The organism is Sinobacterium norvegicum, from assembly GCF_923077115.1.
Lineage (GTDB): Bacteria > Pseudomonadota > Gammaproteobacteria > Pseudomonadales > Sinobacteriaceae > Sinobacterium > Sinobacterium norvegicum.
Genome location: NZ_CAKLPX010000001.1, coordinates 373,074 through 393,986, shown reverse-complemented (window position 1 = coordinate 393,986; position 20,913 = coordinate 373,074). Strand labels below are relative to the sequence as shown.

At 50.0% G+C, this 20,913-nt stretch carries 13 protein-coding genes; 7 read left to right on the top strand and 6 right to left on the bottom strand.

All coding sequences use genetic code 11. The features are described 5' to 3' along the window. Positions 1-162: 162 nt before the first annotated feature. Positions 163-1,188, top strand: a complete 1,026-nt coding sequence (locus L9P87_RS01765) for a class I SAM-dependent methyltransferase (protein ID WP_237442952.1) — start codon at positions 163-165, stop codon at positions 1,186-1,188. Between the two features lie 25 nt (positions 1,189-1,213). Here the strand turns inward: L9P87_RS01765 and rlmD are convergent, their stop codons facing one another. The 4 genes from rlmD to L9P87_RS01745 all read right to left on the bottom strand — a co-directional run bounded on the left by rlmD (position 1,214) and on the right by L9P87_RS01745 (position 10,099). Next, positions 1,214-2,572, bottom strand: a complete 1,359-nt coding sequence (rlmD, locus tag L9P87_RS01760) for a 23S rRNA (uracil(1939)-C(5))-methyltransferase RlmD (RefSeq protein WP_237442951.1) — start codon at positions 2,570-2,572, stop codon at positions 1,214-1,216. A gap of 140 nt (positions 2,573-2,712) precedes the next feature. After that, positions 2,713-3,729, bottom strand: coding sequence for an LLM class F420-dependent oxidoreductase (locus L9P87_RS01755; RefSeq protein WP_237442950.1), 1,017 nt, complete (start codon positions 3,727-3,729; stop codon positions 2,713-2,715). A 266-nt stretch (positions 3,730-3,995) separates the two neighbouring features. Continuing rightward, positions 3,996-7,424 (bottom strand): UvrD-helicase domain-containing protein, encoded by a 3,429-nt coding sequence (locus L9P87_RS01750; protein ID WP_237442949.1) that lies wholly within the window; start codon positions 7,422-7,424, stop codon positions 3,996-3,998. Next, positions 7,424-10,099, bottom strand: coding sequence for a PD-(D/E)XK nuclease family protein (locus L9P87_RS01745; protein ID WP_237442948.1), 2,676 nt, complete (start codon positions 10,097-10,099; stop codon positions 7,424-7,426). Before L9P87_RS01745 ends, L9P87_RS01750 begins: the two co-directional genes overlap by 1 nt. 235 nt (positions 10,100-10,334) lie before the next feature. On the opposite strand from L9P87_RS01745, the gene L9P87_RS01740 reads away from it, so the two are divergent. After that, on the top strand, positions 10,335-11,408 hold the full coding sequence (locus tag L9P87_RS01740) for a 3-deoxy-7-phosphoheptulonate synthase (RefSeq protein WP_237442947.1): 1,074 nt from the start codon (positions 10,335-10,337) through the stop codon (positions 11,406-11,408). 77 nt (positions 11,409-11,485) lie between these two features. Here the strand turns inward: L9P87_RS01740 and L9P87_RS01735 are convergent, their stop codons facing one another. Further along, positions 11,486-12,061, bottom strand: coding sequence for a TetR/AcrR family transcriptional regulator (locus L9P87_RS01735; protein WP_237442946.1), 576 nt, complete (start codon positions 12,059-12,061; stop codon positions 11,486-11,488). 253 nt (positions 12,062-12,314) lie between these two features. Next, the gene (gene nfuA, locus L9P87_RS01730; RefSeq protein ID WP_237442945.1) at positions 12,315-12,905 is read right to left on the bottom strand and encodes a Fe-S biogenesis protein NfuA; all 591 of its coding nucleotides are present in this window, start codon (positions 12,903-12,905) and stop codon (positions 12,315-12,317) included. Positions 12,906-13,042: 137 nt separating this feature from the next. Between nfuA and metH the strand changes: the two genes are divergently transcribed. The 5 genes from metH (at position 13,043) to L9P87_RS01705 (ending at position 20,861) form a co-directional block, all read left to right on the top strand. Further along, positions 13,043-16,741, top strand: a complete 3,699-nt coding sequence (gene metH / locus L9P87_RS01725; RefSeq protein WP_237442944.1) for a methionine synthase — start codon at positions 13,043-13,045, stop codon at positions 16,739-16,741. A 3-nt stretch (positions 16,742-16,744) separates the two neighbouring features. Continuing rightward, entirely contained in the window at positions 16,745-18,136 is a 1,392-nt protein-coding gene (locus L9P87_RS01720; protein ID WP_237442943.1) for an MATE family efflux transporter, read from the top strand. A 30-nt stretch (positions 18,137-18,166) separates the two neighbouring features. Then, complete coding sequence (locus L9P87_RS01715; RefSeq protein ID WP_237442942.1) at positions 18,167-18,367, top strand: DUF2970 domain-containing protein; 201 nt, start codon at positions 18,167-18,169, stop codon at positions 18,365-18,367. 357 nt (positions 18,368-18,724) lie between these two features. After that, on the top strand, positions 18,725-20,380 hold the full coding sequence (locus L9P87_RS01710) for a nitrite/sulfite reductase (protein WP_237442941.1): 1,656 nt from the start codon (positions 18,725-18,727) through the stop codon (positions 20,378-20,380). After that, a complete protein-coding gene (locus L9P87_RS01705) occupies positions 20,373-20,861 on the top strand; it encodes a DUF934 domain-containing protein (RefSeq protein WP_237442940.1) in 489 nt (162 codons plus the stop codon). The genes L9P87_RS01710 and L9P87_RS01705 overlap by 8 nt, the downstream gene beginning before the upstream one ends. The last annotated feature ends 52 nt before the right edge of the window (positions 20,862-20,913 follow it).

The window sequence follows — 20,913 nt, the reverse complement described above, 5'->3', positions numbered from 1 at the left end:
ACTCAGTATATCGGCAAGCCATGGATCAGGAATCATATTATTGGGTGGTTTGAAACCGGCTGCCGGTGACATCGATTGACCATAACACTGGTGGCCAGCGACTATACAAAACACCGGTGGCAGCGTATATTCGCCCTACTTTTTATCCAGTCACGGTTTACTATGTTAGATCACAGCAGTCAGCAACTCAGCGCCCTTATTAATGCCGCCTCGGACACTCTCAGCCTCTGGTTTGTCGACGAGGCCACCGACATCAATTGCCTGTCATCCATACAGCCCCGTGACAACCTATCGATTATTAGCAACCGCTACGATCTACATCAACAGGCACTGGCCTGTGGGCTCAATAGCCGTTTCGGTGATTTCACGCTGGCTATTGATCAGCAATACGAGCAGATATTCTTTCGTATCGCCAAAGAGAAGCCGATCGTTCACTATCTGATCAACCGCTCGGCCGATCTCCTCGTTAGGCAGGGCCTGCTGACGTTGGTTGGCGAGAAAGGCGATGGCACCAAGACCTATATCGACAAGGCCAAGAAATATTTTAATTCCAGTGCCCAGGCCAAGAAGAACAACATTATCTACACCGGCCATATCCGCTTCTTTTCCAAGGGCAAGCCGTTGGATGACAAGCACTACACCAGCCTGCAAACCATCACTGACGATATGATTAGTAAGCCTGGTGTCTTTGGCTGGAACAAGATCGATCAGGGTAGCAAATATTTAGTCGACAACCTGGCTGAAATTTTGGCATCAAACAGTATTGCCAGTGATGCCAGTGTATTAGACCTGGGCTGTGGTTATGGCTACTTATCGATAGAGGCGGCGAAACTTGGCAGCTTTACTTTTACTGCCACCGATAATAATGCGGTCGCGGTCAGCTGCTGCCAGGCCAACCTCGAACAAAGGGGCATTGCTGGTCAGGCCTTGGCCAGCCACTGTGCCGACAATATTGAACAGCGTTTTGATCTGGTGCTGTGCAACCCGCCGTTTCATACCGGTTTCGATACCGATAAAGACCTGACGCCACTGTTTTTGCAGCAGGCGAAGCAGCATCTCAACAGTAACGGTGTGGCGGTTTTTGTGGTCAATAGCTTTATTCCCTTGGAAGCCAAGGCAGAGTCAATCTTCAAGACCATTGAAGTGATTGCTAAAAACACCCAGTTCAAGGTGGTGGCGCTGCGCTAGCAAACGCCAGCCACTGCGGCGACAATTATTGGCGAATAAACAGCGCCATCGCCTCGCTGTGACTGGTATTGGGAAACATATCCATGCAACCGTAACTGGCCAAACGATAACCCTGGTTAATAATCGCCTCACCATCACGGGCCAGTGTTGCCGGGTTACAGGAAACATAGACCACTCGCTCAGGTTGATAGCGATCCAGGCGCTCGACAATTTGTTGGGCGCCTTCACGGCTCGGATCCAGCAGCATCTTGGTAAACTTGGCTCGGCGTGTCCAATCCAGGGCGCTGCCACCTTCAACCGCCAAATCGCTACAGGCAAAGAAGGCATTATCGATATGGTTAACGGCCGCATTATGACTGGCCTTATCGACCATAGACTGTACACCCTCAACACCGGTGACGGTTGCCACCTGCTGACTGGCGGGCAAACTGAAGTTACCAACCCCGCAGTACAAATCCAATAGATGATCCTGCTTGTTCAACGCCAATAAGCCCAATGCCTGCTCAACCATGGCAGTGTTGACTTGCTGGTTAACCTGGGTGAAGTCACCGGCACCGAAATGCAGATCGATATCACCAAGTTGATAGCTGAAACTGGCCTCGCCATCGACGGGATATAAACAGTGGCTGACTGTCTCCTCACCGCCTTCGATGGTGACGACTTTACAGTCATTCTGTTCACCAAACTTGATCAATGCTTTTTTGTCGGCGTTGACCAGGCTGCGGGTAACACGAATAGCCACCCCCGCCTGGCCACCGTCTTCAATCAACTCGACGTGACCGAGTTGTTTTACCGCTTTTAAGCGCGGTAATACGGCTGCCAATGGCTGTAATAATTTGTCCAAAACCGGCACCAATACCGAACAGCTGTCGATATTGACGATGTTTTTGCTGCCCTGCTGACGCATGCCCAGTTTAAATACCTGGCTCTTGGGGTCGGCAAAAATAGCCAGGCGAGCTCGGCTACGATAACCAAAAGTGGCCGATTGTAATGGTGCCAACAGTTCGGTGTCTTCATCAATTAACTGACGTAACTGATTGTTTAGTGATTCGTTTTTAAACTGCAATTGGGTTTGTGCACTGGCATGCAACAAACTACAGCCACCACATTGGCCGGCATATTGGCAATTGACTGTCACCCTGCCCTCGGCAGGCTCTATCACTTCCTGCACCACCGCCTCATCGAAACGGCCGCCGTGACGCAGCCACCGCGCCTTGACTGTTTCACCGGGTAGCGCGCCGGCGACAAAACAAACCTTACCATCGACTCGTGCCACACCACGCCCATCGCTACCGATGCTATCGATAGCGAGCACACTGGCCTTGGTGACTTTTTTGGCTTTGGGTTTAAAGAAACGGGGGTTGTTGGAGAAATTACGAGACATAACAGAACGCCGGACAGATGATTTAGCGGCATTATAACGAATGATGGTGATCAATAGCGAATAGAGACGGTAAAACACTCGTTAACAGCCGTGGCTAAACACCACTGTTAACGAGGGGGGATGGGATGGCAGGTCACGCGTTAAAGCGTAACCTCTGCCATGAAACGTACTACATCGAGGCTTTCTTCGGCGGTTTCTTTGCGGCCGACAATCAGCGAGGTGACATCGGTTTTCTTCCAGTCTTGGATACGCTCTTTGATGCGATCCTTGGGCCCTGACAGGGAGATCTCGTCCGCCAGTGCATCGGGCACGGCATTAACAGCCTTCTCGATATCGCCAGACATGTAGATGTCCTGTACTTCCTGTGCGGCATCGCCAAAGCCCATACGGCCCATCAGGTTTTTATGGAAATTATCATTCTTCGCCCCCATTCCGCCGAGGTATAAGGCCAGCATCCACTTGGTCGGCAACAATGCCTCGTCAAGGTTGTCATTGAGGTGAATATTGATCGACACCGGGATCTCAAAGCCTTCTGGCTTGTTTTTCAACGAGTCATCGTAAATATCCATACGGTAAGGCGAGACAAACATCGGTAACCAGCCATCGAACTGTTCGGCGGCCAGGGCAACGTTCTTCGGTCCCTCAGCGCCTAGAAAGACTGGAATGTGGCTGCGCAGTGGATGGGTAATACTCTTCAGCGGCTTACCGAGGTTCATGCCGCCTTTGAGCGGCAGCTGATATTGCTTGCCATTCAGAGTTACCGGGCCCTCACGGGCAATAACCTGACGGAAGATGTCGATCCATTCACGGGTACGCTCCAGTGGACGGTTAAATGGCTGGCCATACCAGCCCTCCACTACCTGAGGGCCGGAAACACCGATACCCAGAGTTAATCGGCCATTCGACATATGATCAAGCGTCAGCGCCGACATTGCAGCACAGGCCGGCGTACGGGCAGAGATCTGCATAACACTGGTGCCGAGACGAATCTTAGAGGTGTGGGCACCAATCCAAGTCAGCGGTGTCAATGCGTCAGAACCATAGGCTTCACCCGTAAAGACAGAGTCATAGCCGAGGTCTTCTGCCTCCTGGGCCAAACCCACCATGTTAGGGATTGGCCCTTTTTGCCAATAACCCATTTGTAATCCGAGTTTCATCTCTCTCTCCACGCTCAGTTGATATTTATTATTACTATTGTCTTCAACTTAAGTCGCCACACTATTGGGGCGAGAACAATACTGCCAAAATGCAAAAATATTGCGGTAAGACAATCACACTATTGTGTTGCAACAGCGTTATTCTAAGAAAGCCGAGCGAGCTTGAGTAGCCCCTAAGGCGGCAAACTTAATAACCGTCCTACCTATAGGTGACTGACTCAGAGATGGGATGTTTTGAACAAAACGCTCACCCGAAAAGGTCGCGGCTAATCGAACGTAACTAGTTGATTGATAGTTATAAAAAATAATGCGATACGAATCGGGAAACTTTGTTTTAATTGTTTTTGCAACGATGAGACCGCGGTTTGATAACGCAGCAACTGTTGACGGTACAGAGATTGTTGCTCCTCGATAAAAGCCTCAATGCGCTGGTCAGTTGCTGGGGCAGCAGACTTGTAGTCGATTATCCAACGACAACCATCGTCATCAACAAAACTCCTATCGATGATTAACTTACTGAACTTATTACCCTCAACAACCTGTAACGCCCATTCACAGTGGTTTTCTTGATAGTGATTATCCAATACCCAGCGGCCCAGTTCGGAACTTAACAAGGCTGATAAATGCTCGATGATACGCGTACTGGCCAGCGCCACATCAGCGGCTCTGACACCTAATTCTTTTAACCGACAACCAACCGCCGACTGACATTGGCTCAACCTTTGCGAGCTCCATTGTTGCCTGCCTTGAAGGCAAATAATTTCCAAATATTCATGGATAACAGTGCCGCTATGTCTGGCCGTACTATTGTCTTCTAACTCAGCCGACGTCTCGTGCTTGCCTCGCATTGGATCCTGACGATAGTCCTGTAATAAATCATTCTGTAACAGCCTAGGCTTTTGCCAACCGCAGGACAGTCGTCTCAGGAGTACCCCTGGTTGTGGCCTATCCTCAGTGATCGCTGAATCAAGTACGGATGATAATTCTAGTGTGCCAGCAACCGCCTGCCACACCGAGGCCAATAAACTCGTGGAAGATGGCGGCTTGGGGCGCTCTGTTTTGTCATCCATCTTGATGTTGGCAAGTACAAATAACTGACTCACTGCCCGCGTGGTGGCGACATACAGTAAGCGAGTTTTTTCCAGGCTCAATTTTGTCTTGGCCTCGTAGGCCAGCATGGCATAAATGGCATCCTGCTCATCGCCCTCTGCCGCCAGGGGCGCCACTAACAAGCCCGAGTCCCCGCTGTCCAATATGCGCTGCTGCCAGCTGAATAATGGCCTATCATCACTGCGTGGCTGACGATCAAGACCGGGGAGAATCACCGTGTCAAACTCCAGGCCCTTTGATTTATGGATGGTCATTAATTGCACCGCATTGGGGTGGCTGGTCTGAGGCTGGTCGTACAGTTTGATGACTTGCGCTTGCAACACGTCAGTATCGAGACCCGATTCGTTGGCAGCCAATATCTCGACAAGATCCAAGTAACGTTCCGCCTGGCTATATTGATGACTGTCAGCTAAACCATCGACACCACCCAATGCAATCCAGACACTTTCCAGCCACAGTCTGGTGGGTTTTCTTAGCCGATTATCGAGGGCGAGTTTCAGCTCATCAAAAACGGTAAACAATCGCTGATAAAGAGCAGCAGCCCCCTCACTCTCTACACTAGATTCCTCATTAACTAATATCTCCAACGCCCTGTAAACAGAGCATTTATTTTCATTTTTAATGTTTGCAATCAACAGTAGCTCGGCCAGGGTCAAACCGCATAGCGGCGAGCGTAGCAGCGCCAACCAAGAGACGGTATCGGCGCTATTGTGCAGCGCCAGGGTAAGCGATAGTAAATCCTGAATAAGACCCTGCTTGGCCAGCGGATGAATATCCGTAGCCTGCCACTCTATACCGGCGGCCTGTAAGGCCGGAATAATCTCGGCCAGGTGGCTGCGATTACGCACCAACACTGCCACAGTATGATTATCAATGCTGGTTTGCCGGCGGCATATGTCGACAACCTTGGCGGTTTCCTGCCCCCTTCCCGATTGCTCGACAAAGCCAAACACCTGACCGGCATCGGGATTTTTATGATCAGAAAATGCAACTGATGGGTTATAACACACTGCCCCCTGGGAGATATTGTCCACCGGCGGAAATGACTGATCAAAGACGGTGTTATTCCACTCAACAATACCGGCCGATGATCGGAAATTAACGGTTAGCTCCAGCGGTATCAGGGGCAGGTCACCAACACCACTGGTCTTGGCCTGTAGGAAGAGACCAACATTGGCCTCGCGGAAGGCATAGATTGATTGCATGCCATCGCCAACCAAAAACAAGGTTTTTGGCCGATTAGGATTGATGTGATTCTCCTCATGCCATTGGTTGATCAATTTTTGCAACAACTCATACTGGCTGTTACTGGTGTCTTGGAACTCATCGATTAAGATATGGCGCGTGGTATAATCCCAGCACAGCGCCACATCAGTGGGTTCATCTAAGCTGCCCAGTGCGCGACTGGCCGCCATAGAAATGGCCGTGTAATCAACCTCGCCCTGCTCGGAGAAAACAATATCTAGGTGGGCACTCAGATGAATCAATACCGTGCTAATGGCCTGCAGAATTTCACCTTGTTGCTGAGCAAAACCCTGGCCGGGCAGGTACCGCAGGCCTACTAACAAAGGCAAAACATCACCCTGCTCTGCAATCGCGCAGATCAACTCGGTCATTTGTTGCTTGCGCTCTACCCGCAGGCCGTTAATTTCATCGCCGAGACTCTTATCCTTGGCCGGGAATCCTAGTCGCTTATCAAGCTTCTTACGGAATTTCTCACCGGTTAAAAGCAACTGAGCAATCGCCTGCCACTGCTCGACATCGCCGAGTTCAACCCCCGGCAACTGATCGATTCCCAACAGCGCGCTAATCGATGATTGATCGGCGAGTTGGCTGGCGGCATAGTCGGCCATCTGCGCCAGGTCACTGGCAAACGGTTGCAGTTTTTTTGTCAGCTGTGCCAATTGATTGTTTACCCACAGGGCTAAGAACCCGTTGAGCTGCACAATATTGCCATCAACAGACATTGACTGACTGACAACACCCAGCCATTGGTCTCGGCGAGCCAACAGGCCGAGCAATAAATCATAATATCGGTCGACCTTGTTATCGAGATGCCAAAGCAGAGCCCGCATGGCCTTGGATACATCCTCCTCAGCGTCAATTTGGCTGTTTAACAAACGAGTAATCGCCTGCCTATAACTGGGTTCAGCATCATCTGTGATTGTTGGGCTGGTACCAAACCGGGTCATCAACGGCATTTGGCGAGCCAGTGAGCCGCAGAGGCCATCGATAGTCTGTACCCGCAGACGCGAAGGATTATCCAATAACTGCCAGCCCAGTTGACGGTCTTGCTGTAAAACAGCTTCAGCTAACTGCCGAGTAAGCTGCTGATGGCCACTGACTGGCGTTTTTGCGGCGGCTTGCTCCAGTGCCATCACGATGCGGCTGCGCATTTCACTGGCGGCCTTACGGGTAAAAGTAATTGCCAAAACTTCTTCAGGTTTTTCACTGTTTGCCAGTAACTTTAATATGCGCTGACTGAGTAACTCTGTCTTACCCGAGCCCGCAGGCGCACTAACACAATAACTGTTGGTAATATCGAGGGCCTGTTGGCGCTGCTGATGATCGGCGGGGAGTGACATTATTTTGCCTCCGCTGAAATTCGGCAGAGGCGATTAAAATCGCAGTAGCTGCAACTGTCGGCCACGGTTTTAGGATCGACAGTGGCAATACCGTTGATGAAATCATTGGCCAACGCCGTTAGATTTCTCTCCCAACTCGCCACTAAGCTTGACCAATCCTCAGCCTGCAGTTGCAACTTTCTATTCTTGGTATTCAAATCGATGCCAGCCATACTATCGTGCTCACTTAAGCCTTGGTAACTCAAAGCCCCCAGTTTTAGTTGCCCGAACATCACCGTCGATACCCTTGGTGTTTGCGCCTTCATCAGACAGACATACAGTGGCAGCTGTGGCTCTTTTGGTCGTTCATCCAGCCAATTGTTGATGGTCACTGAGCCCGACTTATAATCAATAATGGCCAGCTCATCGTCACCGAGGCGGTCGACTCTATCCATGCGCAGTGTTAATGGCAGTCCGGCGAACTCAGTGTTCAGGGTTTGCTCCAAGGATTCGATGGCAAAATCACTACGTTGCCGCTCTATCTCTAACCACTGTTCGACCACCCGTTGTAAGCGCTTTATTTCCAGTTCAACAATCGCCTGCGGAGTCTGATGCCCTTGCTGCGCCAGTGTTTCCTGTACCGCAGTGGTAATACTTCGGCCAATTTGCTGCTGAAGTAGATCAGCTTGACAGCTATTGAGCGCCGCCAGTGACGGTATTTCAGTCCAAATTAACTCCAGCGCTCGATGGAGACTGTTGCCCCGCTCCAACACATTAAACCCCTCGTTGGCCTCTATTTTGGTAGACAGGTTAAGGCGGTGATTGGCAAAGGCTTTGAAGGGACAGGCTGCCTGATTCTTAAAGATTGCAGCACCACCTTTGACACTGTCCAGCTGCGCCACAGCGGGGGCTTTGTTATCCTCCAATTGCTCAAATTCATCACAGCCAACACGGCCGTGCAACGCGGTGTCCTGTGGCACGGCGAAAGAACTGTCGGCCAGGTCAGTCAGGGGATGCGTCAGCACAGGCTCAAATATTCTCGACAACCGACACCCCTGCTCGCCACTGCCGATACTGACAATCACATCGCGGCTGGCAGCCAGGTAACGTCGACTCAGCTGCTGTGCCACATCCAGTTCCTTGCTGGCGCTGGAGCGAGGCATGGCGTGCTGAGTCTGTAGCGCAATGGGTAAATACGGGTTTGGCGCGGCGGCGGCAGGCCACTGTTGATCATCCATCGAACTGAGCCAAAGACTGTCAAATCTAAGGCCGGCACCTTCCAGCGTTCCCAGGATTTGAATTGGGCTGTCTTTACTCTGCTCCTGAAAGACAGTCAATCGTAATTGCGCCTCAAACAATTCAATGGCGCGATTAATGCCGATATCACCACTGACATCATCCAGTTTTCTGAACTGCTCGAACTGTGATTTAAGGGCATCGTATTGTTGCACCTCGACACTGTCGAGTGGGCGTACTCCCGGCCAGCAAGACAGCGTCAACCATTGCTGAAATAATGTCAGCCATTGAGAGGGTCTTTGATATTGCGGCTGCCCTAACGGCGAAACGTTTATCTCGCTGATAACCATCATCGCCTCGGCGTCGGCAAACGTCTGTGCCATCTGCTTAACAGCCGACTGGTCCACAGCAGCGGTGCTCATCCGCTCAACAGTCTCTGTCAGTCGATATCGCTGCTGGCTGTGGCGGCTTGATAACCAAAACGGTGAGTGCAATAAACGTAGGAGTACACTGACTTCAATCTCCAATTGCGATAACTTCAGCAAATCGATCGCTGTATTGACCAGCGGCGCACTGCGTAGCGGTTGTCCGGCTGAGAAGTTAAAAGGTAGACTGGCCCTTGGGTAATCAATATTTAAATATTGGCCCTCAAACACCGACATAAAGCAGCGCTCTACCTGACTCTTATGCTGGTTAAGTGTGGGCACGATCAAACCCAGCCGTAAACTCGGCTCTGCACGCAGACGTTGCTTAAAGTACTGCGCACAAGCAAGCCATTGAGCTTGCTGGCTGTCACAGTTAAGTGCCGTGACTGCACCTGCCTTGTCGGCAACCTCAGCTTGAGTGTAATCAGCATAGAACTGTTGTAATAATGCCAGCTGCAGTGGTGTCATCACATCGAAGCCAACCAATACAGCCTGAGTTTTTTGCCGTGGTTGCCGCTGTTGCTTCAATGCGCTCAACACCCTGTCTGCCAGACTGACACTGGTCAGAGCGCCTAACTGCTGACAGCGCTGTTCAAAACTATATCGCCAGGCATTAAAAGCCTGAACATCGATCGTCTGTTCATAGCGGTCAAGCTCATCGCTGGCCAATAACCAACGACCAAGATTGTCATAGGCGTCGGCGGCAACCTTGGCTGTCGCAGCGGGGCGGGAGACATAAAAATCATCGAGATGATCTTTAATGCATTGCTCCCAGAGTAGTTGGCTCTGATGGGGTGACAGTTGCCAGCCGGGTTCAACACTCCCTGCCCGCATCAGCTGCTGCCAATACTGCTGTAGTACATCCTCTAGACTGGCAATGGCCGGCTCTGGCCAGCTTTGTAAGCCCAGGCTCAATTGATACTGATTATATGCCTCTGTAATTTTGGCGGCTAAACGTCTGTTCGGCGTTAATATTTGATGCGCGACGGCAATTGAAGGCAATAAAGCGTCGATATCAAATAAGGCATTGAGCATTTTTCTATCCAAATAAGTGAGTCAACAGGGAAAATAGCCGGTCAGCGATTGACATTAGCGCGCCCGCCACTGAGAATCAGCCTACCAGTATAATTGATTGTTTAACGAGTATTACAGACAACAAGTAATAAAATACACCGCCCTCGCGCAGTCGTAACTTGCCATCGTCCTCTTTCAATCACCGTAAAATTATCTGAAGACTAACAACTTAGCGCCACAAAACAGGACAAACTCGATGTCAAACGCAGCGGTCGACAATGTAAATGTTGAATCAGCAGAGATTTTAATCACCCCGGAACAATTGAAAGCTGAGCTACCCCTCACCCAGGCAGCCATTGATACAGTAACCGAGAGCCGGGAAATTATTCGCAATATTCTTGAGGGCAAAGACAAGCGTGTTTTTGTTGTTGTCGGCCCCTGCTCTATTCACGATACCACGGCGGCCATCGATTACGCTAAACGCCTCAAAGTGCTTGCCGACGAGCTCAAAGACAGCCTCTATCTTGTGATGCGCGTCTACTTCGAAAAGCCCCGTACCACGGTCGGTTGGAAAGGTTTAATCAACGACCCCTACTTGAACGATACCTTCAAAATCCAAGATGGTCTTCATCTTGGCCGTAAGTTGTTACTCGATGTCACCGAAATGGGATTGCCGACCTCAACAGAAGCGTTAGACCCCATCTCACCTCAATACATGCAGGATTTAATCAGTTGGTCGGCAATTGGTGCCCGAACCACAGAGTCACAAACGCACCGCGAAATGTCTTCAGGCCTTTCCTGCGCCGTTGGTTTCAAAAACGGCACCGACGGTGGCCTGGATGTGGCCACCAATGCATTGAAGTCAGCATCACAGCCACACCGATTCCTCGGTATCAATGAGTCCGGCCAAGTCGCCGTTATTCATACCAAGGGTAACCCCTATTCACACATCGTCTTACGTGGTGGTAGCAACGGTCCTAATTATGACTCAGTGCATGTTCGCCTGTGCGAAGAAGCACTGGAAAAGAACAAGCTACCCTCCAACATCATGATAGACTGCAGTCACGCCAACTCCAGCAAGGACCACAATATCCAGCCTTTGGTGCTGGAAAACATTGCCAATCAGATTGTCGAAGGCAATGAGTCTATTGTAGGTATCATGGTTGAAAGTAATATCGGTGCTGGTAACCAGGCTTTGAATGCTGATCTCGACCTACTCGAATACGGCGTATCCGTTACCGATGCTTGCATCGACTGGGCAACCACAGAGCAAAGCCTACGCGATATGGCGGCCAAGATATCACCGGTAATTGGCAACAGACGCAACTAAGCTTCATCGTTACATGCTCAACGAAAAAAGCCATCATTAAGATGGCTTTTTTTATCGACTAATTAACCACTCAATCTCTATAGCTTATGCAGCGCCATCTTCACCGTAGCAGATAACAGCGTCTTGTTCTTATGCAGCTTGCCACGTAACTCCAAACCGGCATACAGGGTGATCAAGTATTCGGTTAGTTCCGGCACATCTCCATCGATCAAGCCCTTTTCCTTCGCTTCTATTAACCGAGACTGCAACGCTTTTTCAATAATTTTCTGTTGCTTTTTAGAGGCCAATGTAGCCAATTTTTTATTGACGTTATTCAGTTCGCTGACGGTGTTGATTAACATGCAACCCATCGACAGTTTTCGTTTACTCGCCGCGGCATATTTACCGATAAAAAAAGCTTCTATGGCGTCAACAGGGTTGCTCTCGGCCAGCAACGTTGTATCGATATACTCTGACAACTCCGCCTCGTAATGCTCTAAGGCTTTTTTAAATAGCGTTTCCTTATCACCAAAAGAAGCATAGAGACTACCGCGGTTAATTCCCATGGTATCCAATAGTTTTTGGATAGAGCTCGCCTCAAATCCTTCAGACCAAAACTGATTGGTCGCGGCGTTTAATGCGACGGTTTTATCGAACTCTAATGGTCGCGCCATTATCGACTCCTCTCGCTAGAGAAATAAAAAACAGAGATAACGCAAACGACAATCCTTGGCGGGGGTTACTCAAGAGATAACCTGTCACAACATCCAACATATGATTAATCAGGTTATTATTTAAGAGCTGAATATACCCCTTTCGTGGGAGATAACCTAGCGGTCAAGAATTAAGAATAGGTAAGCAAAACCAGGAGGGATAATAACGAGAGGTAATAAACCGCCGAGGACTTCGGCGGCCTGATGAAGCTGATCAGCCTTTGAAATAGGCGGTAGTGGTATCACTGTGGTCAGTTTCATCCTTCACGGCGCTGAGTTCGGGCACCTTTTCAAGCAGTGTTCTCTCAACACCGTGTTTCAATGTCTCATCGACCATTGAACAGCCCTGACAGCCACCACCGAATTTTAAGACAGCCACCTTTTCTTCAGTAATGCTGACCAAGCTCACTTCACCGCCATGTGAGGCCAGTGACGGATTGACCTCGTTGTACAAAACATAGTTAACACGATCTTCCAACGGACTATCGGCATTAACCTGTGGCATTTTAGAGTTCGGCGCTTTGATGGTTAACTGACCGCCAAATTTGTCGGAGTTATAATCGACAAAGGCGTCTTCTAGAAAGACAGCGCTACGGCCTTCAAAATACCCCTTGAAACCCTCATATTCCATCACGATATCGTCGTCTTTAAAATCATCAGGACGGCAATAGGCAATACAGGTTTCAGCCTTGGGTGTGCCAGGGCTACTAACAAACATGCGGATACCCAGTACCTCACCTTCTTGTTTGGCGAGAAGCTCTGCTAAATAACCCTGCGCAGATTCGGTTATTGTTAGTTTTAACATCTATTTCATTTCCTGTGTCTCGAATAACGCAATTTAACTATAAATTAGCGTTATAGGCCACCGAAATGTTGTCCCTATCGAGGATATATTCTGGTAAAATGTCGCGTTTTATCCTCAGATGTGTAGCAGGAAATATAATGAGCAGTGGTCAAAGCCGTACAGAACAACTTAAAAAGGCCTTAAAAGATCGTATCTTAGTCATTGATGGCGCAATGGGTACGATGATTCAAGGTTATAACTTGACCGAGGCGGATTACCGCGGCGAACGCTTTGCTGATTACCCATCCGATTTAAAAGGCAACAACGATCTACTGTCCCTTACGCGTCCCGACGTTATTAAGGCTATCCACACGGAATACCTTCGCTCGGGCGCTGATGTTATTGAAACAAACACCTTTAACTCGACCAATATAGCCCAAGAAGACTACAGCCTAGGCTATTTGGCCGAAGAGCTCAGCCGTGAGGGAGCCCATCTTGCGCGCATCGCTGCGGATGAAGCCACGGCAGAAAACCCCGACAAGCCACGCTATGTCGCCGGCGTACTGGGCCCCACGCCGAAAACGGCCTCTATATCGCCAGACGTCAACGACCCGGCCAAGCGTAATATTACCTTCGACCAGCTTGAACAAGATTACTATGCCGCCACCCGTGGCTTGATTGATGGCGGGTCAGATATCATTCTGATCGAAACCATCTTCGACACACTCAATGCCAAGGCCGCTATCTATGCGGTCAAACGCTATTTCGATGACCACGGTATTGAGCTACCGATTATGATCTCGGTGACCTTCCCCGACATCAGCGGCCGTGTATTATCGGGTCAGAGCGCCGAGGCCTTTTGGAACTCTGTTGCCCATGCCAAGCCACTGATCGTCGGCACCAACTGCGGGCGTCGTATTGCAGAAATCCGACCATTTGTCGAAGATCTGGCCAACGCCGCTGACTGTTACTTCAGCGGCCATTTCAACGCCGGCCTACCCAATGAATTTGGTGAGTACGACGAGTCACCAGAGGACATGCACGATCAATTAAAAAACCTTGCCGAACGTGGCTTCTTGAATATGGTTGGCGGCTGCTGCGGCACCTCTCCAGACCACATCCGAGCCATTGCCAACGCTGTCGAAGGGGTCGCTCCACGTACTATTCCTGAGATCAAGCCCGCCTGTCGCTTAAGCGGTCTCGAGGCCTTCAATATCTTCCCTGAGTCGCTGTTTGTAAACGTTGGCGAGCGCTGTAATGTCACCGGTTCGGCGCACTTTAAGCGCCTAATTTTAGAAGAAGAGTACGACACAGCACTGGTTGTTGCCCGTCAGCAAGTTGAAAACGGCGCTCCGGTCATCGACATCAACATGGATGAGGGGATGCTTGACGCCATCGAGGCGATGACCACCTTCTTAAACCTTATTGCCAGTGAGCCTGACATATCTAAAGTACCCATCATGGTCGACTCATCCAAGTGGGATGTTATCGAGGCGGGACTGAAGTGCGTACAAGGCAAGGCAATCGTAAACTCGATCAGTCTAAAAGAAGGCGAGCAGGAGTTTATCGACAAGGCCCGTATTTGTATGCGTCACGGCGCTGCTATTGTGGTTATGGCCTTCGATGAAACTGGCCAGGCGGATACTTACGAACGTAAAATTGAAATCTGTCAGCGCTCCTACGATATTCTGGTGGCAATGGGCTTCAATACTAACGACATCATATTCGATCCCAATATTTTTGCGGTGGCCACAGGTATAGAAGAGCACAACAACTATGCCGTCGACTTCATTAATGCAACGGCCTATATTAAGCAGAATCTACCAGGAGCCATGGTCTCTGGTGGCGTCTCTAACGTTTCGTTTTCGTTTCGCGGTAACAACCCAGTTCGGGAGGCTATTCACTCGGTCTTTCTTTACCATGCTATCAAAGCTGGCATGGATATGGGCATCGTTAATGCCAGCCAGTTAGCCGTCTATGATGATCTGCCGCAAGAGCTGCGTGAACTGGTCGAAGACGTCATTCTAAACCGTCGTGACGACTCTACCGATAGACTGCTCGATGTTGCCGAGAAATACCGCGGTGCAGGCAGTAATGCCCAGGTACAGGCCGAAGATTTGAGCTGGCGAGAGCAGCCTGTTGCCGACCGCATCAGTCATGCTCTGGTTAAAGGCATTACTACCTATATCATCGAGGATACCGAAGAGGCTCGCATTGGATACGACAAGCCTATCGAGGTCATCGAAGGCCCGCTGATGAGCGGCATGAATGTTGTCGGCGATTTATTCGGTGCCGGTAAAATGTTTCTACCCCAGGTGGTCAAGTCTGCCCGAGTGATGAAGCAAGCCGTTGCCTATCTACAGCCTTTCATTGAGGCAGAGAAATCTGAGGGACAGCAGTCCAACGGTAAAATTCTGATGGCCACGGTCAAGGGTGATGTACACGACATTGGCAAAAACATTGTTGGCGTTGTATTGCAATGCAACAACTTCGAAGTTATCGATATGGGCGTAATGGTCAGCTGTGATGCAATTCTCCGCGCAGCAGAAGAACATGATGTTGATATTATTGGCCTCAGCGGATTAATCACCCCTTCACTGGACGAAATGGTCCATGTTGCCCGCGAAATGGAGCGCACTGGATGTAACAAGCCGCTGATGATTGGTGGCGCCACGACCTCACGAGCTCACACCGCCGTCAAAATTGACCCCGGTTTCAACATCAACCAGGTTGTTTATGTCCCTGACGCCTCTCGCGCTGTTGCCGTCGCCTCTGCACTGGTAACCGAAGCCGGCGCCAATTATAAAGCAGAGCGACAAGAAGAGTATCAGGCGGTACGCGAACGTATTGCCAGCCGCAAGAATAAGGCGCCACTGCTCAAATTAACGGAGGCGCGCAACCGCGCACCTAAGATAGAGTGGCAGGGTTATCAGCCCCCCAAACCCAGCTTCACCGGCCTAAAAACCTTCGATAATTACCCTTTAACCGACATTATTGATGCCATTGACTGGACACCATTTTTCTTGACGTGGGAGCTTAGCGGTAAATACCCAGACATCTTAACTGACGAGGTTGTTGGCGAGGCGGCCAGCAACCTATTCAAAGATGCCAAGGCAATGCTTAGCGATATTGTTAGTAATAAACAGTTTACTGCCAGTGCCGTTATTGGCTTTTGGCCGGCGGCGAGCCAACAGGATGACATTGTCGTCTATACCGATGAAAGCCGGAGCGAAGAACTTGCCACCCTGCACCACCTGCGCCAGCAGACTGACAAGCCTTCGAACAAGCCTAATTATTGCTTAAGTGATTTCATCGCCCCCTCATCTACCGGCATAGAGGATTATATCGGTGGCTTTATTGTTACTTCAGGTTTTGAGGCCGACAAGATTGCTGCCATTTATGATGGCGAAATGGATGACTACAATAAAATCATGGTCAAGGCATTAGCCGATCGTTTGGCCGAGGCGTTTGCCGAGCATATGCACCTCAGGGTTCGCAAGCAGCTTTGGGGCTACGATGCAGACGAAGCACTCAGCAATAACGACTTGATCAAGGAACGCTATCGCGGCATTCGCCCGGCACCAGGCTACCCTGCCTGCCCAGACCATACCGAGAAAGCCACACTGTTCAGACTGCTTGATGCCGCCAATAATAGCTGCGTTGAACTGACCGAACACTATGCCATGAATCCCGCATCATCGGTTTCCGGCTGGTATTTTTCGCACCCTGAAAGCCAATATTTTGCTGTTGCCAAACTCAGCCGCGAGCAAGTCGACAGCATTGCACAGCGTAAGGATATGGCAACCGTCGAAATGGAACGCTGGCTAAGCCCAAACCTCGATTACGAGCCACGATAACGGTTGCACTGCCAAGCCAACCAGGCTTGGCAGGCCCCTCTTGCCAGCTCATTCACCGAGGTATTCTTGCAAGCAACTCGACAACAACAACTACTCGCCCTAGGCCTGCCCATTTCTGCCGGCATGCTGTCACAGAGCCTATTAAGCCTGGTAGACATCAGCATGGTGGCACGTCTTAATGATGCCAATGCACTGGCTGCTGTTGGTATTGGCAGCTATGCCAGCTTTTTAGCGGTATCGCTGATTATTGGCATTGCCGTTGGTGTTCAGGCGATCGTTGCCAGAAGAGCCGGTGCCAACCAGCACCGCGCCACGGTAGAAGTGCTCAACGGTGGCCTGCTGATGGCGTTACTGGCAGGCCTGCTGTTAACTCTGCTTTTTTACTACTTTTCCGATACCATTATTACCACCTTTAACAGCGATAAAGGGGTTCAAGCCATCGCCAACCCTTACTACGATTTCCGAATTCTTGGTATTATCGCCGTTGGGATAAATTTCGCCTTTCGTGGTTACTGGAATGGCATCAAGCAATCAATGACTTATATGAAGATATTGCTTGTTATTCACCTCTGCAATTTTGCACTCAGCTATGTATTTATTTTTGGCGGCCTGGGCATAGCCCCCATGGGAGCGCCCGGTTCCGGTCTCGGTACCACCGTGGCACTCTATATCGGTACTGTACTATTCGCTATCACCACATTTATCCGTGCCGATTCTGCCGTACTGTTCCGACGTCTGCCGACAACATCAACCCTGCGCTCCATCGTCAAACTGGCCACACCCAACTCACTGCAACAGCTAACCGTTGCCCTGGGAGTGTCCATACTCTATTGGATTATCGGCCAAATTGGCGTCGATCAACTGGCCGTTGCACATGCCATCATCAACATCACACTGTTCATCATCCTTCCCGGAACAGGCATGGGGATTGCGGCAACCACTCTGGTAGGCAGCGCCTTGGGCAAACAAGATGTCAGCGATGCTTACCGCTGGGGCTGGGACACCGTTGCAGTGACCGCTCCTATTTTGGCGGTACTCGGCCTACCACTGATACTTGCCCCTGAATGGATTTTATCCATATTCCTGCCGTCGGACCCAGCACTGATAGCACTGGGAACATTACCACTGCAGATTTCCGGAGCCTTTGCCTTTCTGCAGGCATTTACACTGACACTACCACAATCACTTAACGGCGCTGGTGACAGCAAAAGAGTGATGCTTTACAGCATCGCCTTACAATGGTTGGTAGGCCTACCGCTTGCGCTCGCCGCGGCATTTGTATTTAATTTAGGGTTGATAGGCATATGGTCAGTGCAGATCATCGAGCGTATTATCGCCACCATTGTCTATACCAAACGCTGGCGTAGTAAAAAATGGCAACACCATAAGCTGTAAAATAAAACCAATACACGGCGCAGGAACAGCATGGAAAAACAAAAGAAAGAAGTGACACTACTACAGGTGGTTGGCAGTGTTTTGGCCGCCTTTTTCGGTGTGCAAAGCAGCAAAAATAGGGAGCGGGATTTTAATAACGGTAACTTTAGCGTCTTTGTCGCCGTCGGTTTTGCGGTTACCTTTGCCGTATTAGGCGGCATCTACCTACTAGTAAGCTACATCTTACCCTAGGTTGATTTGCGGCTGGACCAACCAGCCGCCATCAAACTGTCGCAACTTAAAGGTGAGACAACCAAAAAATCGCCGTCACCATGACGATAGCAATCAGCGCGACAGCTGCGGTTGCATCAACAGCCGAATCGTTATATTGCTTTTTCTCTACATCTTCCATGCAAACACCCTTAGTTATTATCGTTTTAAGCGTATACCACTGTAAAAGTATGCCTATAAAAACAGCGCTGTACAACTCCGGTTTATTCACTGCCACGCCATCAAAGGCTCGCCATAGTAAAGGTGATTTGCTATAATTTTGCACCTTGCAAAAAAACTCGTAAGCAAGATCTTGGACAGTTACAGGTATAAAATCAGATGTATATCTACGATGACTACGATCGTCAAATACTTAACGATCGAGTAACACAGTATCGCGGTCAGACTGATCGCTATCTTAAGGGTGAACTCTCAGAAACCGAGTTCTTACCACTGCGCCTGCAAAACGGCCTCTATGTTCAGCGATTAGCACCGATGCTGCGTGTCTGCGTACCCTATGGCATGCTTAACACCGTACAAATTCGCAAGCTTGCTGAGCTTTCACGCAAATACGACAAGGGGTATGTTCACTTTTCTACCCGCCAGAACGTCCAGTTCAACTGGCCGGCGCTGGAAGATGTACCAGAGCTACTTGCTGAGCTGGCTGAAGTCGAGATGCACGCTATTCAAACCAGCGGTAACTGCATTCGCAACACTACCACCGACCAATTTGCCGGTGTCAGCCCAGACGAATATGAAGACCCTCGCCCCTATTGCGAGATAATCCGCCAGTGGTCAACCTTCCACCCAGAATTTGCCTTCTTACCCCGTAAGTTCAAGATGGCTGTCTGTGGCTCAACTGACGATCGCGCCGCTATACGCGTGCACGATATCGCCATTGAAATCGTTAAGAACGATGACGGCGAAGTTGGCTTCCGCATGCTTGTCGGTGGCGGCCTTGGTCGCACCCCTGTTGTTGCCCCCGTCATCAAAGAATTTTTGCCCCGCAAACATCTGCTCAGCTACTTAGAAGCTGTGCTACGTGTCTATAATCAGCAGGGTCGTCGTGACAACAAGTACAAGGCACGTATCAAAATTCTTGTCCGTGCCATGGGCGTAGAAGCCTTTTCTGAGCTCGTCGACAAAGAGTGGGCGCTGCTGAAAAATGGCCCCTCCACTCTTCGCGACAGTGACATTACTCGCAAGCAGGCCTTTTTTACTGACCCAGCCTACAAGAACTTCGACAGTGCCGCCGCCCAAGCAGCACTTGAGAACCAACAAGCCGACAACGTTGCCTTTGACAAATGGGTTCAACGCAGTGTTCGCAGCCATAAAATGCCCGGCTACGCCTCTGTCACCCTATCAACCAAGCCTACCGGTGTTGCCCCCGGCGACGTGACCGACAAACAGCTTGAAGCGCTGGCCGACTTGGCCGATGAATTCTCATTTTCTGAGATGCGCACCACTCACAGCCAAAACTGTGTCTTGGCCGATGTTGAAGTAGGTGAACTCTACAACCTTTGGCAAAAAGCCAAGGTCGTTGGCCTGGCAACACCCAATATTGGCTTCTTAACCGATATGATTTGCTGCCCCGGTGGCGATTACTGCGCCCTTGCCAACGCCAAGTCAATCCCTGTGGCCGAAGCGATTCAACGCCGCTTTGAAGATATAGATTACCAACACGATCTAGGCCCGATCGACCTCAACATCTCAGGCTGTATGAATGCCTGTGGTCACCACCATGTTGGTCATATCGGCATCCTGGGTGTTGATAAGAAGGGGGAAGAATTTTATCAAATCATGCTCGGCGGCAACGCTGGCCTTGATACCAGTCTCGCCAAAGTATTGGGCCCATCATTCAAAGCTGAGCAGATCTCTGACGTGATGGAAATCATTCTCAACACCTATACCGAAATCCGTACCGAAGAAGAACACTTTATTGACACCTACCGCCGTGTTGGTATCAAGCCGTTCAAGGAGCGAGTTTATGCCTAAGATTATTAAGAACAATGCCGTTGTCGATGACAATTGGGGCGTTCTCGCCAAAGACAGCAGCATCAGCGATGTACCAGCCAGCGGCAATTTTTTTGTTCCACTGACAACCTGGCTCGAAAACAAATCAGCTCTTCTTGCCCGTGGCGATTTCGGTGTATGGCTAGACTGCGATCAACCGGCCAACGATCTTGAGCAAGATGTTGAAAGCCTTAAGCATGTCGCGATCAACTTCCCGGTCTTTTCTGACGGCCGCGGTTACTCCTATGCCGAGGTGCTTCGCCGCTTCGGTTATAGCGGTGAGCTCCGCGCCATAGGCGATGTACTAAAGGATCAACTCTATTTTTATAAGCGTGTTGGCTTCGATAGCTATGCACTGAGAGAAGACCTGAATATCGAAGAGGCTGTTGCCCACCTCAATGATTTCAGTGATGCCTATCAAGTATCTAACAGCCTACAAGAGCCTGTTTTTTTACGCCGATAGCTCACTTTGGCTGACGCAGGGACGCGCAGCCACTATATTTAGTCTATCAATC